We start from the raw sequence: 20,028 nt of genomic DNA on the forward strand, positions 1-20,028 counted from the left end.
GTGAGGAGCCTGTCATACGATACGGTCGTTGGCGCGGTAAGAGAGCTCGTCGTCTCGGCGAACAGAAACCTCCCCGAAGACGTGATAAGGGCGGTCAAAAAGGCGCGGGAGATCGAGGAGTCGCCGAGGGGGGTTGAGGTCTTAGATGAGATCATCGAAAACGCGAGGATCGCAAAGGAGAGGGGGCTTCCCCTCTGTCAGGATACGGGAACGGCGGTTTTTTTCGTCGAGAGGGGGGAGGAGGTAACGGTTACCGGCCCCGGCCTCGAAAGGGCGATCTTTGAGGGGGTGAGGCTCGGCTACACCGAGGGAAATCTCAGAAAATCCACCGCCCACCCCTTGACGAGGGAGAACGTGGGGGACAACACTCCCCCAACGATCCACATAACGATAGTACATGGGGATAAACTGAAGCTCTCCTTTCTCGCCAAGGGGGGCGGGGCGGAAAACATGAGCAGGCTCTTTATGCTGTCGCCATCCGAGGGGGAGGAGGGCCTTATCGGGAGTGTTGTTGAGACGGTGGAGAAGGGAGGCGCGAAGGCCTGCCCGCCACTGATCGTGGGGGTGGGGCTCGGGGGCACGTTCGATACGGCGCCGATCTTGGCCAAGGGAGCTCTTTTGAGGGAGGTCGGCTCGGCCAACATGGATAAAAAGATCGCCGAGATGGAGGGGAAGATCCTAAAGGAGATTAACAAGCTGGGCATAGGCCCCATGGGCTACGGCGGTAGGGTCACGGCGCTCGCCGTCCATATCGAACTCCGCCCATGCCACATCGCGAGCCTGCCGGTGGCGGTGAACCTCCAGTGCCACTCCGCCCGCCACGGTGAGGTGGAGCTGTAACCTGTTTTAATAATCAGCTTGTTATTTTTTTGTTAGTAAGAAGACCCAGCGAGTTTAGTATTTCTTGTAATGATTCCAAGTTATTTATTGCAGATTGTAAATCCTCAACCCTTAAATACTCAACCGATTTTCTAAAACCCTCTGATAAAGATGATATTTCATTTCTAAATTTCTCGATCTCCGTATCATTAGATACTATTATTACTTTCTGTATGCTCGGATCTCTATTTACAATCTTCTGTAAATTTAATATGGCTGAATCACGTCCCCCTCTACGGTGAACTTCAAAAGCATAAGCTATTATTCCCAAATTTGCAATTCTACTTTTCCAAATAACATCGATTCTGCTACCGGCTGCTATTTTAATTTCTTTATCTACATCAAAACCAAGTCCGTCACCTAATTTTAAAACCAAGTCAACTACTTCATCATGATCAAAATCTTCTGAAACTTCTGAAACTAAAACATCACCTTCTTTTTTATCAGGTACATTCATACTAATATAATACAGGAGGAAATCTAGATAGAAAAGGTCTTCAAATTCTTTGAATTCATTGATAATTTTATCTTTAACCGCATTTACCAAATCACAAAACAATTTATACTGTTTTCCACTTATCGCCGCTGATTTTGGAAGCTCCTTTTCTGAAACACCCAGAGCAATTAAACCTTCTTTTGATCTTCTGTTGTAAATCGGATATTTACTGCTATCACTGTGGGTTAATATCTCTGAAACAGCGGCTGCCCCCATCATTCTGACATTTTTGATAATTAGATCAAAGCGTTTTTCAATAGGTTCATTGCTAAATAAAAGGTAACCAAAGGAATCACGTATTTTTTGTATATCAGATTTGAGCATTTCTTGTAGGAGGTAATCTTTATTAGTCCAACTATTAAAAGCCCATAATTTGTGTATCATCTCACGTAGTGTTCCCTCATCAAGTTTCAGTAATCCCTCTTTTGAGAAGTACTTTTTGAAAAATTTATTATTATATGTCCGTTCTTCTTCCCAAATTTTTCCTTCAGTTTCAATAAATTTCTTGAATTTGGGAATAACTTTTTTAATATACTCGGTATTTACATCAACCATTTTTTTAAATCGCAAAATTTGTTAATATTTATAGACATGATATATAAAATTGCCTAATTAGTCAATTCATATTGCTATTTATTTCTAAACTCGCCATACTCGGCGATGTGAAGCGCCGCCCTCCCCGCCCCGAATATAGTCGGGTGGGTCGACACCCCGTTTGACGTCAAAAATCTCATTGAGTCTATCCACACGTCAAAGGAGTAGTAGAGGGGGAGCACCACCAGCATCGTCTTCTTAGATTTCTCGTGAAACTTGACCAGGGCGTCGAGGAGGTACTCGTTGTACTCCTTCCTCGAAAAGAGGTGGGCGAACTCTATGTGGTGCTGGTAGATTATCGTGTCTGTGTTCTCGTCGTTGTCGATGGCCGTGAGGACCTGCTCGAAGACCCCCGGGAAGCCCCCGACGGCGGCGAAGTCGAGGGGGTTTTTTATCCCCGTACCGGCGCTGGGGATCAGACCTGCCAGCGTTTCCTGGGTTTTTTTCGTGTACGGCGGGACCTCAAGGCCGATCTTCGGGAGTGTGTCCGCCGCGATTATTCCCTCTCCGCCGCCCCTGTTCACTATGGCGATCCTCCTCTTGGGAGTTCCCCGCATCTTCGTGAAGGCGGAGATCGTCTCGACAATCTCGTCGAAAGTCAGGACGGAGATAGCCCCAGCCTGGCGGACGGCCGCGTTCCAGACGGCGGCGTCTCCGGCAAGGATGCCGGTGTGGGACGCCGTGGCCGTGACCCCGGCCTTTGTCACCCCCGCCTTCAAGATCAGCACCGGCTTTTTCTTCGCCGCCGAGCCAAGGAGCCTTAAAAATCTCTCCCCATCCTTGATCCCCTCGATGTACATGGCGATTATCTCGATCTTCGGGTCGTGAGCCATGTATTCCAGAAAGTCCTCGACCGTGAGATCCACCGAGTTGCCAAGGCTGACCGCCTTGTTGTGAAAAAATCCGTAGATATCCCCGCTCCAGGCCAGGGACTGGGCCGTCCCGCCGCTCTGGGAGATGAAGCCGAAGTTTCCCACCTCCTTTGAAAATATCCCAGGGGGATAGGCCAGGCCCGTCTCCGGCGAGAAGACGCCCAGGCAGTTGGGGCCGATGATCCTGACGCCGCTCTCGACCCCGGCGGCCTTAAGGTCCTCCTGAAGCGCCCTCCCCTCTTCCGACTCCAGATCCCCGAAGCCGGCCGAGAAGACGTGGGCGACCTTTAGCCCCTTCGCCCCGAGCATCCTTACGGCCTCCGGCACTTCGACCGCGGGGACCGCGATGACGGCGTATTCTATCCCGTCCGGGAGGTCGGTGATGGAATCGAAACAGTCAAATTCGTGCCCCCCTCCGCCGTCCGTAGAGACGACGGAGATCTTGCCCTTGTAGCCGAAGTTTTTCAGGGCGGTGATAAACATCCCCGCCCCCTTGAATCTCTCCGTCTTTCCTATAATGCAGACCGACTTCGGGTTAAAGACCGCATCCCAGAACGGCGCCTTTTTGTTGTCAATTTTTCCTGTCATATATCTTCCGGTTCCTTAAAAAACTCCCAATTCGTTGTAACGGTTTCGGAATAAAGATTACTGCGCTTTAAGCTGGTTTGTCAAGAATTTGCGGATTATTTTTCCATTTTTATTTTTAAAGGGTGTCATCTTGGTCTTTCAGGGAAATATCATCAGTCCAACCTTATGCTTATAAATAGAATAGGTTGTTTACAGATTTGATTTAATAATATGGGCGGTCTAAGCTAAATGGGAGGAGGGGATGGATAAAACGTTTGCAGTCCCCATTGTCGGCGGACGATATTGTCAGACGTTGTTTCTTTCATTTTGTCGGGCTATCTAACTGGTATTCATTGTTGTCGAAGGGTATCTGTTCGGTTAATGCCGCATAAAGACGCAAAAAAAGGCGTGGATTGGTCTGAAAACGACTCAATCCACGCCCCCTCGTTAAATTTGGACATTTTGGAAAGCCACGAACCCGGCTCCTTATTACATTATTTCCTCTTTAAGCTTTCTTCGATGAAATCGATTGACAACAGGCCCCGGGAGCTGTGCCGATGGACCGTAACTGATGCGTAAAGTCGACGCCCGGAGGTCTCATCGGCCCTAAACGGCGGCCGTATGGTTGCCCTGCTTTACATGTCCCCGTTTCTTCGCATCTCCGTGGAGGTGAGATCGAAGTTCTTTTTAAACTCCCTGCAGAAATACCCGAAGTGGTTGTATCCGACCGCCTCGGCTATTTTGTGGACGGGGAGCCGGGAATGCATCAGGAGCTCTCTTGCCTTATCCATCTTGATGTCCCTCAAAAAGGACTTGATTCCCTTGCCGTATCTCTTCTTGAAGTGATAGAATAGTTTTTGTCTGCTGATATCCACGGCGTCACAGAGGTCGTTTACCTGAATCCTGTTCATGTAGTTTTCAAGGAGGTAGAACCTTACCTTCTCGATCGGATCCATCTCCACCTTTGGATCCCCTGAAATCATGTTTACCGCATTTGTTATCTCGTCGAGCTTTATCGGCTCTTTGATGTAGTAGCATGCTCCGGAGTTCAATGCCTCGATGGCAAGATCCTCCGAACTGACCGGGGCAACGGCTATTGTAGGAATGGCCCACTTCTTGGCCTCTTTGATTACCGAGATGCAACCGTCTCCCTCTAGGGAGAGGTTTATAACGATCACATCCGTCTTAAGGGAACGTATCGTGTCTATGGCGTTTATGGAATCCTTTATCCAGAGAAGGTCGAACTTATTCCCAACGGCCGAATCGAGCGATTTGACAAATTGATCGTTATTGTCACATACTAAAAGTCTTTTTTTTGTCATGATGTTTCCTCTTCATTACGGTTTTTAGAATTTATTTGTGTTCTTAAATGGTTTCAAAAATTTTAATAAAGATCAAACTAATTAAATATCTTAAATTTTCTCAATTGGACTACTAAGGTTTTGAAAACAACCGTTATATAAATTGAAGAATTTTCCCCACCTATGACATATAAAATAAGCAATATATATGCCAAATTACTAAATTTCAGCCATATAAATAGTACAGTAATTACAACAATTTACGGCCTTATTGCAGTAATGGAGGGGAAGGGAGAAACAAGTGAAATAATCATTTTTCTACACCTTCTTTGTTGTGTGGTGAAAAACTTAATGTTATTAGATAGTTACAGGGAGTTGCACAATTGTAGGATATTCTCTAAAATCTGTTCAAATTGATGAAATTTTATATGCACGAAATAAATCATGATGAAAATATCCAACGCCTGTTTAAAGGAAAGGATTACTTTCGGATGGAATGGTCCCGTTGTTTCTTGACATATATTTACCTTCCCATTATAATGATTTCCCGAAATGGAGTCATAAGGAAAAGATGGGGGATTAATTATGGATTATAGACATATCAAGGTCGACAAGAAGCCCAAGGATTCCCATTGGATGAGGGCGGACGGCCGCCAGCCGAATGTAATCCGGCCGATAAGTATAGTGAGAAACTACATATCTTATGCCGAGGGAAGCGCCTTGATAGAGATGGGCAATACGAGGATTGTGACCACCGCATCGGTGGAGGAAAAGGTCCCCCAATTTTTGAAGGGCAAGGGGGGGGGATGGGTGACCGCCGAGTACGGGATGTTGCCTCGCTCCACCGATATCAGGATGACCAGAGAGACGACCCAAGGTAGGGCCGGCGGAAGAACGCTGGAGATACAGCGGCTTATAGGGAGGGCGCTCAGAGCCGTGGTCGATCTCAGGGCGCTGGGGGAGAGAACCATCTGGATTGACTGCGACGTGATCACGGCGGACGGGGGCACCCGCACCGCATCGATCACGGGTGGATTCGTCGCGTTGGCTGAGGCCATCATCAAGCTGAAAAGAGAGGGGGCGATAAAGCGGTTCCCGATAAAGGACTACGTCGCCGCGGTCAGCACGGGGGTCATCGACGGAAAGAGCATGATAGACCTCGACTACAAGGAGGACTCGAGGGCCGATGTGGATATGAACTTCGTAATGACGGGAAACGGGCTCTTCGTGGAAATCCAGGGCACCGCTGAGGAGCACCCGTTCAGCAAAGACCTCTTTGACGAGATGGCGGGTCTTGCGGAGGAGGGAATTAAAACCTTGATCGAGAAACAGAGGGAGGTGCTGGGGGGACTCCTTGAAAAAATGTGAAGTCTTAATCGCAACGAAAAACGAAGGGAAGGTAAGGGAGTTTATTCAGATATTTGATGAAATCGGCATTGGGGGCGGGATTGTGGTCAAGTCCCTTTTGGACTTTGGGGACACGCCGAAGATAGAGGAGACGGGAAGGACGTTTTCGGAAAACGCCCTGATAAAGGCGAGGGCGGTGGCAAGGATGGAGAGGATCAGGGGGAGCGTTGTAATAGCGGACGACTCGGGGGTCGAGGTCGAGGCGTTGGGGGGGAGGCCGGGGGTAAACTCCGCCAGGTACGCTGGCCCGAACGCCACCGACGAGGAGAACAACGAAAAGCTCTTAAGGGAGCTTTCGGGGGTCGCCGAAGGGGAGAGAGGGGCGTCCTTTACGATTGCGATCGCAATAGTCGGGAGGGGTGGAAAGGAGGGCGTGGTTATGGGGCGCTGCCCCGGAGTTATAATAACAGTTCCAAGGGGAAAGGGTGGCTTCGGGTACGACCCGATCTTCTTCTATCCTCCTCTGAACAAGACGTTTTCCGAGATGGACGATTCGGAGAAAAACGGGATAAGTCACAGGAGGATCGGCATAGAAAGGCTCGCCGAGATCCTGCCAGATTATCTATAAATCGCGGCACACCGCCGAGCTGAAGGGGGGTGAGGGGACGGTCTTTTAATCATCTCACCTAAAATACGATTGTCTCTTTATATCATTTCCGATAATTGTTTGAATTCCCGCCTCTTGCATTTTTAAGACGATTTTGATATGGATTACCGGCTCAAAAAAAACCGAAACGTTTTTGTAAAGTAAAAAAAAGAAAATTAGCTTATTGCAAAAATAAGCGTGAGCTCCCGCCGCTTACGCCTCTTTATACCACCGAAACAAGGCTGACAGTTTCAACAAGAAAAAATTCTGCCGATCTATTGATCCCCCGAATATCGTATCGAGTCCCCACCAAAAGATCAGGACCGCTCCTCTTCGAGCTCCATCAGGAGATCCTTTATCTTTTTGATCTTTTGATACACCGCCTCTTCCCGGGCCGGGACTTCTTCGGCCTCGATCTCGCCGATCCTCTTTTTGATGTAGTGGAGGTCCTTGAACATACGTGACCCCTTGAGCTCCACCATCTCCCCCGCTTCCGTAATCGAGACGCTCTGAAACTCCTTGTTCGTTTTGAGCTCCACCGTTTCTCCCCAGTGGGGTACGTAGGAGGTGAGGGAAAGCTCCGACTCCAGGGCCCGGGCGAAGGAGAGAGACGCCCTTTCCTCCCCGTGGACAACGAAGACCGTCGGGGAGTCTCCGCGGAAGTGGGACGCCCAATCCAAAAGGCCGTTTCTGTCTGCGTGGGCGGAAAATCCGCCGATGGAAAAGATCTTCGCGTTTACCTTTACCTCCTCGCCCATGATCCTGACCTCGTCCGCGCCTGTTACTATCATCCTTCCCAGGGTTCCCTCCGCCTGAAATCCCACAAATATCACAGAAGCCTCCGGGCGCCAGAGGTTGTGCCTCAGGTGGTGTTTTATCCTCCCCGCGTCGCACATCCCGCTGGCGGAGATGATTATCGCGCCCCCCGCCATCTGGTTTATCTCTATCGATTCCCTGGTTGACTGGGTGAACGTGAGGGTCGGGATATTCAGGGGGGTCTCCCCGGAGCTCAGGAGGGCGTGGGTTTCCTCGTCGAAGCACTGGGGATTTTCCTTGATGATCTCGGTGGCGGAGGTGGCCATGGGGCTGTCAACGAAGATCGGAACATCATTCAGGTATCCGTCCCGGTAAAGCTCTGAGAGGTAAAATATTAGCTCCTGAGTCCGCCCCACGGCGAAGGAGGGGATTATTACCTTTCCGCCCCCATTTACGGTCGTGAGGATAGCCTCCTTGAGCTCCTCCTTGCTCTCTTCGAGGCTTTTATGGAGCCTGTTTCCGTATGTGGACTCGATAAAGAGGAAGTCCGCCCCGGTTATAATGCTCGGGTCCCTGATGATCGGCTGGTCCGGCACCCCCACGTCGCCCGAGAAGACCAGCCTCGTCTCTCTCCCCTCGTCCTTAACGAACAGCTCCACCATTGCCGATCCGATGATATGGCCGGCGTCCCTGAAAACCGCCCTGATGCCCGTCGCCGCCTCGAACTCCTGATCGTAAAAGACCCTCTGGAAGTGCTTCAGGGATTTCACGGCGTCGTCCGTCGTGTAGAGGGGGGGCACCTCGCTGAGGCCCCTCCTGAGGTTCTTGTTGCTTTTCCAGCTCGACTCCATCTCCTGGATGTGGGCGCTGTCTAAAAGCATGAGCTCGCAGAGGTCTGCGGTCGCCTTTGTGGAGAATATCTTTCCCCGAAAGCCGGACTTGACAAGCTTCGGGATAAGCCCGCTGTGGTCGATGTGGGCGTGGGTCAGGATCACCGCGTCTATCTCGGAGGGATCGTAGATGTACTCCAGTTGATTTCTCCTGGTGAGCTCCCTTCGCCCCTGGAACATGCCCGAGTCCACAAGGATGTTTGCAAGGTCGGTGCTTATCAGAAAGGACGACCCGGTAACGGTCCTGGCTCCGCCGATAAATGTAACTCTCATTTTATATCCCGATTTGATATTATATAAGACTGTATCATATCAGATAGAGGCAGAGCTTTCAAGGAGTTAGACGTATAAAAAACTTTTTCCCCATACCATCTCTCTTTCCCCTCTGAATCCGTCCATTCCTTTTGACTTGACCTTGAGATTGATATATGATAGTAAAGTCCCTTGTTTTATGCGTACTCGATCCCGGCGTAATATTTTACTGTAGTCTTTAGGGGAGATGAGATGCCTCTTTTAGATTACCCCATGTTGAGAAATGTGGAGGTTATTCCTGTAGACCTAAAGGGCAAACCGGGCGTTGCCCTAAGGGACCCCCTTTGCTATGCCGAGGAGATGATAGCCCTCCCCAGCGATGCGCTGGCGGTTCTCCAGTTTTTCGACGGGAAGAGGAGCATCGACGACATCTTGAAGGAGATTCACGTTCAATACGGCGGAGAGGGCGTAATCAATATAGAGGATATAGAGACCCTGGCGGTAAGCCTCGATGATCACCTCTTTCTGGTAAGCGAGAGATTCTTGAGGGAGAAGCGCAGGATCGATCAGGAGTTCTACCGCTCCGATATACGCCATTCGGTTCATGCGGGTCTGAGCTATAACAGCGATCCCGAAGGGCTGGTTGGGGAGCTGAGCTCCTACTTCTCGAAGGCGGCGCCGGTCTCTCAGGAAATCGCTGGAACGGGGGACGGCCTCAGGGCCGTGATAGCGCCTCATATCAGTATAGCGTCCGGGGGAGAGTGTTTCGCCCACTCCTACAGCGTGGTAAAGGCGTCGCGCAAGGCCGACCTCTACGTCATCCTCGGGATCGGCCACGCCGGCCTCGAAAACCTCTTTGCGGGGACGAAGAAGGACTTCGAGACCCCCCTTGGAACGGTAAAGACAGATACCGAGTTTATGGATAGACTGAGCGTGGGATTCGGCGGTGAAAACGGCGGCAGGCTCTTTTCGGGGGAGGCGCTCCACAGGACGGAGCATACCATCGAGTTTCAGGCGGTCCTTCTGAAGTATATCTTCGGAGAGGAGCCCTTTGTCATCGCCCCTATCCTCACCTCCTTTCCCTACCAGCTTGTCGTCGAGGACAGGTTCAAAGACGATAAAGAGCTGATAGAGCAATTCATCTCGGCGCTGAGGAGCGAGATCGGGTCGTATTCGGGAAGGGTCGTTATTATCTCCTCGGTCGATTTCGCCCACGTCGGCGTCAAGTACGGGGCCGAAAAGCCGTTAACGGCCGAAGAGCTCGAAGACGTAAAGAGGCGCGATGACGAGATGATCGAGATCATCTGTGAAGGCGATGCGGAGAGATTCGCCTCACACGTAGGCGAGGATGACGACAAGCGGAACATATGCGGGTTTTCGTCGATATATATAATGTTGAGGGTCATCGAGGGATTGAAGGGAAGGCTTTTGAGATACGACAAGACGATCATGGACAACCAGAACTCCACCGTTACGTTTGCGGGGATGGCGTTTACGGATAATTGAGCCGGGGTCGTCGCCGGGTTTAAGGGGTGTTTACATTATGCTTGGGTGTTTTTTTCGCCGTGGGGGGGTGGAAGGTATTGTTCATATGTCGTAATATCACAAATGAGATATACGATAGAGGTTTTACCCGCTAGATATTAAATGGGGCATTCAGGGGTCGGAAGGGCGGATTTTATAAGATAGCACCGGAGGTTTTAGTTTCACCTTTTCAAGCTGGGGAAGCGCGTTTTGCGGGCGCTTGAGGATGATTGCCCCCGGCGCCGCTTGGACAGTGGGGATCATCCAACAAAACGAGATTTAAGGAAGAAAAGAAGATATGGCAAAGAAAACGGCTCTGATACTCCCGGAGGGTTTCGACGATTTCAACTTCGGCCCGGGTCACCCCATGCAGTGGGAGCGTGTCCTCTATGCCATGGAGTTGATAGAGGCCTACGGACTCGATTCCATAAAGAACGCCTCCTACATGGCTCCAGTCAGGGCGGCGGAAGAGGAGGCCTACCCCTTTCACGACAAGGATTATATCTCGATCCTCAAGTCGGCCAACGACGGCAACTACGAGAAAGAGTATTCCAAGTACGGTATAGGCCCGGGCGACAATCCGGTGTTCCCGGGACTATTCGATTTCGCCCTGACGGTCCTTGGCTGCACCATGACCGCGGCAAGGTTGATAGGGGACAAGGAGGCCTCCTTCGTCTTCAACATAGCGGGGGGGATGCACCACGCGATGAGGAACAGGGCGTCCGGCTTCTGTTACATAAACGACATCGCCGTCGCCATCAACTACCTTTTGGAGAGAAAGATGAGGGTCATGTACGTCGACATCGACTCCCACCACGGCGACGGCGTTCAGGCCGCCTTTTACGACACGGACAAGGTACTCACACTCTCCTTTCACGAAAACGGGCAGACCCTGTTTCCCGGCACGGGGTTTCCGAACGAGATGGGCCGCGAGAAGGGAAGAGGATACGCAGTGAACGTCCCCTTGAAACACGGGAGCGACGACGCCACCTTCATCAAGGCCTTCGATCAGATATTCCTGCCCCTCTATGATAAGTTCAATCCCGATATTCTCGTAAGCCAGGTAGGCTGCGACATGATGTTGACCGATCCCCTGACCAACCTCGCCCTGACCAGCAACGGCTACGTCCACGCCGTAAAGGAGATGAAAAAGAGGGCCAAGAAATGGCTCGCCCTGGGGGGAGGGGGATACAATCCCTTCAACACGTCGAGGCTCTGGACGCTGGTCTGGGCTATAATGAACGATCTGGAGCTCTCGGACACGCTCCCGGAATCCTTTGCGAAGAGGGCCCTGGATGTGGGATATACGCTTTCTGGACTTCACGACGCCCCCTACAGCCTCGACGAGTGGAGCAGGCATGAGGTTATTAGCGAGGTTCAGAGGAATATAAGAGAGATCGAGAGGGATATCTTCCCGATTTTCAAGATAAAGGTGAAAAAGAGGTTCTTGGACGATTACTTCTTTATTTGAGGACGCTCCTTCTGTCAAAGCCGTTTCTATTCGGATAAATGAGAGGGGCATTTTGGTTTGATCGATGTCTCGATGTAGAGTTTCATTGCTGACGAAACCGGGACCTTTGCTCCTTATAAAAACGGTGATCTTGCCCAATGGAATCCATAGTTAAAATAATTGACGGGTTGAAGAGACCGTCGGCCTACGGAAATCGCCACAAGGTGGATGAGGTCAAGGTCGTTCAGACCCACATCTCCGTTGTCTTTCTCGCCGGGGATTTTGTCTACAAGGTCAAAAAGCCGGTGGACTTCGGCTTTTTGGACTTCTCCACGCTTGAAAAGAGGAAACATTATTGCAACGAGGAGGTGAGGCTCAACAGGCGGCTCTGTCCCGATATCTACCTCGACGTGGCGACCGTAAACGACCACAATGGGGAGATCGCGGTCGGGGGCGCCGGGAAGGTCATTGATTATGCAGTCGTCATGAAGAGGATGCCCGAGTCGGGGATGATGGACCTGATGCTCGAAAGGGGCGAGGTCACCAAGGATCATATCACGATGATCGCCGAGGTGCTGGCCCGGTTTTACGAACGCGCAAAGACGGGGGAGGGCGTTGACGAGTTTGGAACCGCCGAGGCGATAACGGTAAACACCGCCGAGAACTTCGACCAGACGTACAAGTATATCGGGGAGACGATCGATCGGGATACCTACGACGACATAAAGAATTTCACAGACAACTTCTATCTTAAGAAGGCCGACCTGATCAAAAGCAGGATCGATGAGGGCTTCATCAGGGAGGGACACGGCGACCTCCACTCGAAAAACATCTGTATCGCCAAAGGCGGCGTGTACATCTACGACTGCATCGAGTTCAACGAGAGGTTCAGGATCGGGGACGTTGCCAACGACATCGCCTTTCTGGCCATGGATCTCGACTTTCACCTCCACCCCGGTCTTTCAACCCACTTCGTCAACGAGTACATCCGCCTGACGGGGGACACCAGGCTTTTTGATATGCTCAAATTTTACGCCTGCTATCGGGCCTTCGTCAGGGGGAAGGTTCTGAGCTTCCAGCTTGACGGCGCCGAGATTTCAGACGAGGGGAAGGAGCGGGCGAAAAGCGAGGCGCGGCTCTACTTCGCCCTCTCCCATTACTATGCCGTCTCCGAGAAGAGACCCTTTCTGGCGATCACCTTCGGGTTCTCCGGGACGGGAAAGAGCGGCCTGACCCGTATCGTGGCGGAGGAGACAGGCGCCGAGTTAATAAGCTCCGACGTCGTGAGAAAAAGCCTTTTCGGCATCAAGCCTGATGAGCACGTATACGAGGCCCCGGGGGAGGGGATATATTCATCGGATGTCTCGAAGAGGACTTACGACGAGATTTTCGGACTGGCAAGGGAGACCCTCGCCGGGGGGCGTCCGGTGATTCTGGACGCCACGTTTCTCAAAGAAAAGGGAAGAAGGGACGCCAAAGAGTTCGCTCAAGAGACGGGGTCACGGTTTTTTGTTATTGAGACGACCTGTCCCGAGGAGGTCGCAAAAAAGCGGATAGTCAAGAGGATGGAGAAGGGAAGCTACTCCGATGCCACGGTCGACGTCTACGAAAGGCAGCTCGAGGAGATGGAGCCCCTCTCGGTCGATGAAAGGGAGTTTGCGATTTCGGTTGACACGACGGCGCCCAAGGGGGTGAACGTCAGGACCGTTTTGAGATACATTTTATTAAACGACAAAGGCAAAGATGGCGGTCGGCGTTGAATCGCTGAAGATACGTGGGGAACGGCGGAAGGCAGATTTCGTTGTAAAATGGTTTTTAATACAATTAAGGTGCAAAAGACCTTGAGACGTCGGCTTCCTCTATCTTCGGGGCCGAGGTTTAAATTAACTTAATATCTACGGAGGATATTAATGAAAAAGACAAGATTAAAAAAGAGTGTTGCCGCCGCGGTTGCGGCCCTGGCCATAAGCGCGCTTTTTCTTCTGCCTTCAATGGCACAAATCAAGGATATCTCGATGTGGCTGGAGAAGACCACCTTCAGCCCCGGCGAGAGGATAGTGCTGCACTTCAAGGCGCCGGCGTCCTTTCCCACAAGCGCATGGATAGGTATAATTCCGTCCAACATCCCCCACGGGAGCGAGGCGACAAACGACCAGAACGACATCGAGTATAAGTACCTTCAGGGGATGACCTCCGGGACCCTCTACTTCACCGCCCCCAGAATAGCCGGCACCTACGACTTTCGGATGCACGACAGTGACAACAACGGTTCGGAGGTGGGATCGATGCCTTTCTATGTGGTTTCATCGTCCGGGGGGGGCGTTTCTCTGAGCATAGACAAACGCTCTTACCGCCCCGGCGAGCAGATCAGGGTTACGTTCACCGCCCCGGCGACCTATCCGAGTAACGCCTGGATAGGGATCATCCCGTCCAATATCCCCCACGGGAGCGAGGCGACAAACGACCAGCACGACGTGGCTTACCAGTACCTCAAGGGGATGACCTCCGGGACCCTCTATTTCACGGCGCCCGGCAATCCCGGCTCCTACGATATGAGGATGCATGACAGCGACTCCAACGGTACCGAGGTCTCCTCGGTAAGCTTTAACGTATCCTACTGATAGGAATTGGGGGAGGTTTTTCAAAAATAGAAAAAACGGCTCATTGATTTCACTTTCGGGGGGTCAGTATTGGCCCCCCTCTTTTTAGATACGACAAGGGAATATCGAGCGGCGGCCTTATCTTTAAGGCCGCCATCGGCGGCGCCGATAATGAAGAGGAGGATGAAAATCGACTGAAAGATGACACAGAACGAATATGAAAATAATGCCGAGGATCACAGGATAGTAAAGCTGATCCCCCTCTTCGTTGCCATCTCCGTATTGGGGCTGACCCTGGGCCTTACGCTTCCGGTTCTCTCCCTTGCCATGGACAGGGTGGGGGCGTCCGTCACCCTTATCGGGCTGAATACGCTCTTTGCAAACCTTGCGGCGCTCATAACGGCGTCGCTGACGCCTGTGGTCATAACAAAGGTGGGCGGCAAGCGCCTTATAGCCTGGGGCCTGATATTTGCCGGACTCACGCTCACCCTCTTCGCGTTCTCCACTGACATCCCCTCGTTCTTCGTGTTCAGGATCGCGAACGGCTTCAGCTTCGGGTTCATCTTCGTCGCCACAGAGACCTTTGTAATTTCCATGAGCAGCCCGGAGAGGCGGGCGCGAAATATGGGCATCTACGGCATGGCCATGGCGACGGGGGGGGCCTTCGGTCCGGCCATAGGCTTTACGCTATTTGAGAAAAGCCCGGGACTACCCTTCCTGACGGGCGGAGCGATATGCCTTGTGTCGATCATAATATTTCTTTTGCTCTTCAGGCCGACCGAGACCCTGAAGCAAAGCCCGAAAGGCGTCCTCTCGCCCGCGAAGATTGCCATTCCCCTGGGGGCCGCCGTCGCCTTCGGATTTATCCTGGAGGGGGTCTCCGCCCTGATACCGCTGTATCTTAAGGAGATAAAATTCCCGCCGAAGAGCATGGGATACATAGTCACCGCCTTTCAGCTTGGGGCTATACCCCTCCAGTATCCACTATGTTTCATCGCGGACAAGTTCGGGAAAAGGCGTTACCTGGCCACGATATACATACTGATCGGAATCGGCTTCTTTACGATCCCCCTGTTCTCGGCGATGAAAATCTTTTTGGTGCTCTCCTTTCTAATCGGCGGGGCTATCAGCTCCATCCATCCGGTCGGGATGGCCATCGCGGGAGACGACGTTAAAAAGGACGAATATTCCCAGGCGGCGGCCTATATGTCTATAGGGTTTTCTATGGGCGCGATATTCGGCCCATATATCCTCTCCCTTGCGATGGACACCTTCGGATACGAGTACCTCTTTTACACATCGGGGACGGTGCTCGTCCTCCTCTCGCTCCAGCCGATAGTGAGCGTTCTGAACAGATCTTAAGATTAAGGCTTCATCCGAAAGGTCTTTTTCAAGGCCGGTGTCGACAACAGAGTCAAGACCTCCGGCCGATGAAGAGCAGCCGCGGGTTCCTCGACAAACAGGTCTGATCATTTCCGACAGACGAGAAACGGGAGGTCCCTCAGTCTTATAAGGAGCTTTATGTCGAAGCCCTCCTTTGTCTTGAGGTGGGCTTTGAGGATATTTCCCTTTGCGGAGATATGCCTCACCGAAAAGAGCTCGGAAAAGGGCGTAAGCCCGGAGAGGCCCCTCCCCCTCCTCAACCCGTCCTTGAGGAGGTCCTCGTCCCTCTCGGCCGATTCTTCGTCCGGATAGTAGATGACCAGGATTATGTCCTGCTCCTTTCCCGTCTCGGCAGGGCGGATGCCGAAGGCGAAATAGGTATAGGGCGAGAGGTGATAATCGGGAAGCCCCCATTCATCCGGGCTTCTGCTCATCAGGGAGTTTTCCCCGTAGAGTTCCGTTGCCGTCACCGCCGAAGAGATGTAGAGGGATGTCACGTCTCCCGCCTCCTCGACTATCGTCGAGATCTCCTTGTCGCCGGAGAGTATTCCGTTGTCGAAGCCGTCTATGTAGTCCTTCAGGAGGTCGATCGTCGGCGCGTGGGCTATGGTGTTCCTGTTTACGAAGGTGAGGTTTGAAAAGGTGAGGGGAAGCCCGCCCATCATGAGGGCATTGGTCAGGGGGAGCGAGTAGAGGGTGTGGCCCCGGTAATCCTCCGCGCGATAATGGTATTCGATCAGGCGTTTCGTTATCGCCTTTCGGTCAAAGTCCCCAGTAACGACCATCACCGAGTGGGCATCCGTCCTTGCCACAATCTTTGTCGCGAAGCCGCTTGGGTCAAAGCCCAGGGAGGCGTTTTCCGAGAGGAGGAAGGACATCTCCCCCATGGAAAAAATGAAGCTGTCCACCTCGGAAAAAAAAGCGATCTTGTCTCTCATGGGTGATGAGTGACGGACCTCGTTAAGACCGAGGAGCGTTTTCGCCCTAATCAGGTTTGAATACTCGATGGATTGGTATTTCCTCATCGGGACGGCCGAAAAGGGATTTAAGACCTTTTCTTTCGGGGGAGTGCAGGATACGGCGAATATTGAGGTAAGAAGGAGGGCGGCACATAAGCCGATATGGTATCTGGGTCGATACGGCGTGAAGCGGGTCGCCTCTCCCGCTTCGCTCGATGCCGCACCCCTTCTCTTTGACCACAGCCGTTGCAAAAAGCCGCTCTGTTGCATGGGCGTGTCCTCTTCGTAGTCGATCTTTATGTAAATATACCGACTGCTTCCGAGGGGAGACCGCTCAGTATCGGGTTTTTGGGAGGCGGATGGATCTTTATAAATTCCCCCCTCGACTTATATATATGCTACCATTGGAAGCGTCTTTTAGTCAACGTTTTATATGAGGGTTTTGAATAGATATTATATCGCTCAAAAAACGCCCCTCCGTTTCGTTGACGACTTATTGGCAAAATATTTTTTGACAACTCGGCCCAATAGAGATAACATGTTAGGCCGATTCTTTGGGTTAAGGGAAATTGACGATTTTACAGAAGACCGAGAAGGCCCTCGATTCCCATGTGGGCAAGGCGATTATCAAATACGGGATGATAAGGCCCAATGACGTTATTATGGTGGCTTTCTCGGGGGGGAAGGACAGCTGGGCCCTCTTGTTTACGCTCAGGCGGCTTATGGAGAAGGCGCCGGTAAAGTTCTCCATCAAGGCGGTTCACGTCGACGTAGGATTCCCGGGGACGGACACGGCGCCTATCGAGGAGTATCTCGACTATCACAAATTCGACTACGAGATATTGAGGACGGGGATCTACAAACTCACAAAGATGAAATTGAGCCCCGACCAGAATCCGTGCCCCTTTTGCGCAAGGATGAGGCGCGGGGCGCTTTATGGTAGAGCGAATGGGGGCGGCTTTACGACGATAGCCTTAGGTCACCACCGGGAAGACCTTCTCGAAACGCTCCTGATGAACCTCTTTTTCAACGGGCTTCTTCGGGCGATGGCCCCCAGGTACGTCGCCAAAGATTACGGTTACGCGGTTATCCGCCCGATGGTGTTCGTAGAGGAACGGCTGATCTCCCGCTACGCGAGGCTGATGGATTTTCCGATTGTCGATATTTGCCCTCACAAGGCGAAGGCTGTGGGCAAGCGCTCGGAGATGAAGGAGCTGATCTCAAACCTCGAGAGGAAGTACCCGAAGATAAAGAAGATAATGTTCAGGGCGCTGGGCAATGTCGATGCGGATCATCTCATGGACGAAACCCTTTACGGGTTTAAATCCTTGGGAGACGGGATAGACGTAAATGAAGACAGTAGATGTTAAAACCGATACGGACCGGGCCGTCTCCCTCGCCGTCGAGGCGCTGAGGCGGGGGGAGGTGTTGATCTATCCCACCGATACCCTCTACGGGCTCGGCGCGGACGCGAGAAACAAAAGGGCGATATCGAGGCTTATGGAGATAAAGGGTCGGTCCGCTGGCCTCGTCTTTTCGGTGATGCTCGGGGACGTGAGCGAGCTTGTAAAGCTGGTCAAGGTCAGGGGCGGATTAAGGCCGGTCCTCAAGATGCTCCCGGGGCCGTATACGTTTGTCTTTCCCTCGAAGGAGAAGCTCCCGGATGGAGTCATAGGGTCGGGGGTGGGGATAGGGGTCAGAATCCCGGACCACCCGGTGGCCCTCAAGATCGCTATGGAGTTCAAGGCACCGATAATCACGACCAGCGTAAACAGGACGGGGGAGCCGCCGCTGACGAAATCGAGGGAGATCGTCGAGATGTTCAACGACGAGGTGGACCTCTTCCTCGATTCGGGGGATATAGCCGGCGTGCCCTCCACGGTAATATCGTTTGTGTCCCATCCGCCGAAGGTCTTGAGGGTGGGCGCCGGTGATACGGCTTTCTTGAGCGAAATTGAAACTCTATAAGGGGAGCTTCTTGGCTCAAAGACCGGGAGTCGTCTCGTACTGAGATATTTGGGGATTTGACATGGCTTTTGACTTTGACCTCGATGAGATGTTCGGTTGGGCGCGGGATCACTACAGCCTCGGCTTTAAGAGGCCGGGGACCCATGAGGGAATGAGGGCGGAGGAGTATATCTACGGCCTTTTCAAGGGATTCGGGCTTCCCAAAGTTGCGATCGAGGACGTCCCCTTTTTCGGCTGGTTTCACGAGAAGGCTCACATTATCGTTCACGGCGCGGCGGCGGGTTCAAAGAGCTTTCCCTGCGAGCCTATCGTCTACACCGCCTTTACGGCTCCTTCGGGGATCACGGCCCCGATAATCGATGTGGGGTTTGGGGCGAAGGAGGACTTCGATAGGATTGATCTCAAAGGCAAGATCGCCCTCGTGACTTACGCCCACGGCCGCCTTCCTTACGACGTCATGTACGAGATAGGCTACTACGTCCACGACCCGGAAGGCAGCATGGCAGGGAAAGACCAGGTGATGTCGTGGATTGCCGAGGAGGAGCAGAGGGTCTATGAGGCCGCTGTGGATGCGGGGGCGGCGGGTTTTATCGGGGTGTATCCCCTTGACATCACCCCTTACCTCTGCTTTGAGGGAGGGGACGCCTTTACCGGAACTGTTGGCTCGATTCCGGGGGTGGGGTTAAAAAAATCTGACGGGGAGCTTCTTAGGGAGCTGGTTTTAAAGGATGATATTTCGGCCACAATCGTTCTCACAGGCGAGATGAGAAGGAGCGTCACCCGAAACATAGTCGGGATTATTCCGGGGGAGTCGGAGCGGGTAATCCAGGTCACATCCCACCACGACTCGATGTGGCTGGGCGCCACCGAAGACGCCTCCGGCGTCAGCGTGGTGTTGGCGTTGGCCAAGGCGTATGCGGATAGATACAGGGACAAGAGGCCGAAGAAGACCCTGGTCTTTCTGCTGGAGGCGGCGGAGTGCCTCTTCGTGATCGGCTCCAGGGGCTACATATCGAGGCACAGGGAAGATTTGATAAGAAACCTCGTGTGCGACCTCCACGCCGAGCACCTCGCCCTGGAGTTTGCCGAGGGTGATAACGGCGTGCTCGTTCCGACCGGCGACATCATGCCGAGGGCGCTGTTCGTAACTGACGCCGGCCCCCTTGTGGAGATCGTGAAGGGGGCGGTGGTGAAAAACAACCTCAGGAGGACGGCGATGATACCTGCCGATACTCCCTTCGGCGTCCCCACGGACGCAACGGCGTACAACAGGTCGGGGATTCCGGTCGTCAGCTTCATCTCACCCCCGCTCTACTGGAACGGGATCGAGGACACCTGGGACAAGCTCGCCGTCGACGAGCTTATCCCGACGGCAAGGGCGTTTTCGGACATGGTCGAGGCCCTTCTCGAGGCCGATCCCGACACGATCAGAAAACCGGCCCCCCCGACCGGCGGGTACATCACATACGGCAGTCGGGTGAAGGATAAAAAGGGGTGAGCCGCTCGTCACAAGGGCGAACACATATCCCAAATCCCCATGCTTT

At 52.5% G+C, this 20,028-nt stretch carries 16 protein-coding genes; 11 read left to right on the top strand and 5 right to left on the bottom strand.

Annotated elements, in window-relative coordinates:
* A complete protein-coding gene (locus JW984_13345) occupies nt 1-840 on the top strand; it encodes a fumarate hydratase (protein ID MBN1574176.1) in 840 nt (279 codons plus the stop codon).
* Between the two features lie 13 nt (nt 841-853).
* Here the strand turns inward: JW984_13345 and JW984_13350 are convergent, their stop codons facing one another.
* The 3 genes from JW984_13350 to JW984_13360 form a co-directional block, all read right to left on the bottom strand.
* Nucleotides 854-1,930 carry a hypothetical protein gene (locus tag JW984_13350; GenBank protein MBN1574177.1) on the bottom strand — a complete coding sequence of 359 codons (1,077 nt, stop codon included), beginning with the start codon at nt 1,928-1,930 and terminating at the stop codon, nt 854-856.
* A 74-nt stretch (nt 1,931-2,004) separates the two neighbouring features.
* Nucleotides 2,005-3,429: a CoA-binding protein gene (locus JW984_13355; GenBank protein MBN1574178.1), complete on the bottom strand. Its 1,425-nt coding sequence runs from the start codon at nt 3,427-3,429 to the stop codon at nt 2,005-2,007.
* A 614-nt stretch (nt 3,430-4,043) separates the two neighbouring features.
* Nucleotides 4,044-4,730, bottom strand: a complete 687-nt coding sequence (locus JW984_13360) for a helix-turn-helix domain-containing protein (protein ID MBN1574179.1) — start codon at nt 4,728-4,730, stop codon at nt 4,044-4,046.
* 615 nt (nt 4,731-5,345) lie between these two features.
* Here JW984_13360 and rph point away from each other — a divergent pair.
* Both rph and rdgB read left to right on the top strand, forming a co-directional pair.
* Nucleotides 5,346-6,077, top strand: a complete 732-nt coding sequence (gene rph / locus JW984_13365) for a ribonuclease PH (protein ID MBN1574180.1) — start codon at nt 5,346-5,348, stop codon at nt 6,075-6,077.
* Complete coding sequence (gene rdgB, locus JW984_13370; GenBank protein ID MBN1574181.1) at nt 6,064-6,684, top strand: RdgB/HAM1 family non-canonical purine NTP pyrophosphatase; 621 nt, start codon at nt 6,064-6,066, stop codon at nt 6,682-6,684. Before rph ends, rdgB begins: the two co-directional genes overlap by 14 nt.
* Before the next feature lie 335 nt (nt 6,685-7,019).
* Here rdgB and JW984_13375 read toward each other — a convergent pair whose 3' ends face one another.
* Nucleotides 7,020-8,621 (bottom strand): MBL fold metallo-hydrolase, encoded by a 1,602-nt coding sequence (locus JW984_13375; GenBank protein MBN1574182.1) that lies wholly within the window; start codon nt 8,619-8,621, stop codon nt 7,020-7,022.
* A gap of 231 nt (nt 8,622-8,852) precedes the next feature.
* On the opposite strand from JW984_13375, the gene amrB reads away from it, so the two are divergent.
* The 5 genes from amrB to JW984_13400 all read left to right on the top strand — a co-directional run bounded on the left by amrB (nt 8,853) and on the right by JW984_13400 (nt 15,536).
* On the top strand, nt 8,853-10,106 hold the full coding sequence (gene amrB / locus JW984_13380; protein MBN1574183.1) for an AmmeMemoRadiSam system protein B: 1,254 nt from the start codon (nt 8,853-8,855) through the stop codon (nt 10,104-10,106).
* Between the two features lie 316 nt (nt 10,107-10,422).
* Complete coding sequence (locus JW984_13385) at nt 10,423-11,595, top strand: acetoin utilization protein AcuC (protein ID MBN1574184.1); 1,173 nt, start codon at nt 10,423-10,425, stop codon at nt 11,593-11,595.
* A 137-nt stretch (nt 11,596-11,732) separates the two neighbouring features.
* A complete protein-coding gene (locus tag JW984_13390) occupies nt 11,733-13,334 on the top strand; it encodes an AAA family ATPase (GenBank protein ID MBN1574185.1) in 1,602 nt (533 codons plus the stop codon).
* Between the two features lie 150 nt (nt 13,335-13,484).
* Nucleotides 13,485-14,195, top strand: coding sequence for a hypothetical protein (locus JW984_13395; GenBank protein ID MBN1574186.1), 711 nt, complete (start codon nt 13,485-13,487; stop codon nt 14,193-14,195).
* 180 nt (nt 14,196-14,375) lie between these two features.
* Nucleotides 14,376-15,536, top strand: a complete 1,161-nt coding sequence (locus JW984_13400) for an MFS transporter (GenBank protein MBN1574187.1) — start codon at nt 14,376-14,378, stop codon at nt 15,534-15,536.
* Between the two features lie 107 nt (nt 15,537-15,643).
* Here the strand turns inward: JW984_13400 and JW984_13405 are convergent, their stop codons facing one another.
* A complete protein-coding gene (locus JW984_13405; GenBank protein ID MBN1574188.1) occupies nt 15,644-16,786 on the bottom strand; it encodes a hypothetical protein in 1,143 nt (380 codons plus the stop codon).
* A gap of 299 nt (nt 16,787-17,085) precedes the next feature.
* Between JW984_13405 and JW984_13410 the strand changes: the two genes are divergently transcribed.
* The 3 genes from JW984_13410 to JW984_13420 all read left to right on the top strand — a co-directional run bounded on the left by JW984_13410 (nt 17,086) and on the right by JW984_13420 (nt 19,982).
* Nucleotides 17,086-17,886: a tRNA 2-thiocytidine(32) synthetase TtcA gene (locus JW984_13410; GenBank protein ID MBN1574189.1), complete on the top strand. Its 801-nt coding sequence runs from the start codon at nt 17,086-17,088 to the stop codon at nt 17,884-17,886.
* On the top strand, nt 17,867-18,484 hold the full coding sequence (locus JW984_13415) for a threonylcarbamoyl-AMP synthase (protein ID MBN1574190.1): 618 nt from the start codon (nt 17,867-17,869) through the stop codon (nt 18,482-18,484). Before JW984_13410 ends, JW984_13415 begins: the two co-directional genes overlap by 20 nt.
* 61 nt (nt 18,485-18,545) lie before the next feature.
* Nucleotides 18,546-19,982 carry a M28 family peptidase gene (locus JW984_13420; GenBank protein MBN1574191.1) on the top strand — a complete coding sequence of 479 codons (1,437 nt, stop codon included), beginning with the start codon at nt 18,546-18,548 and terminating at the stop codon, nt 19,980-19,982.
* The last annotated feature ends 46 nt before the right edge of the window (nt 19,983-20,028 follow it).

The sequence above is a fragment of the Candidatus Zymogenus saltonus genome (genome assembly GCA_016929395.1).
Taxonomy (GTDB): domain Bacteria; phylum Desulfobacterota; class Zymogenia; order Zymogenales; family Zymogenaceae; genus Zymogenus; species Zymogenus saltonus.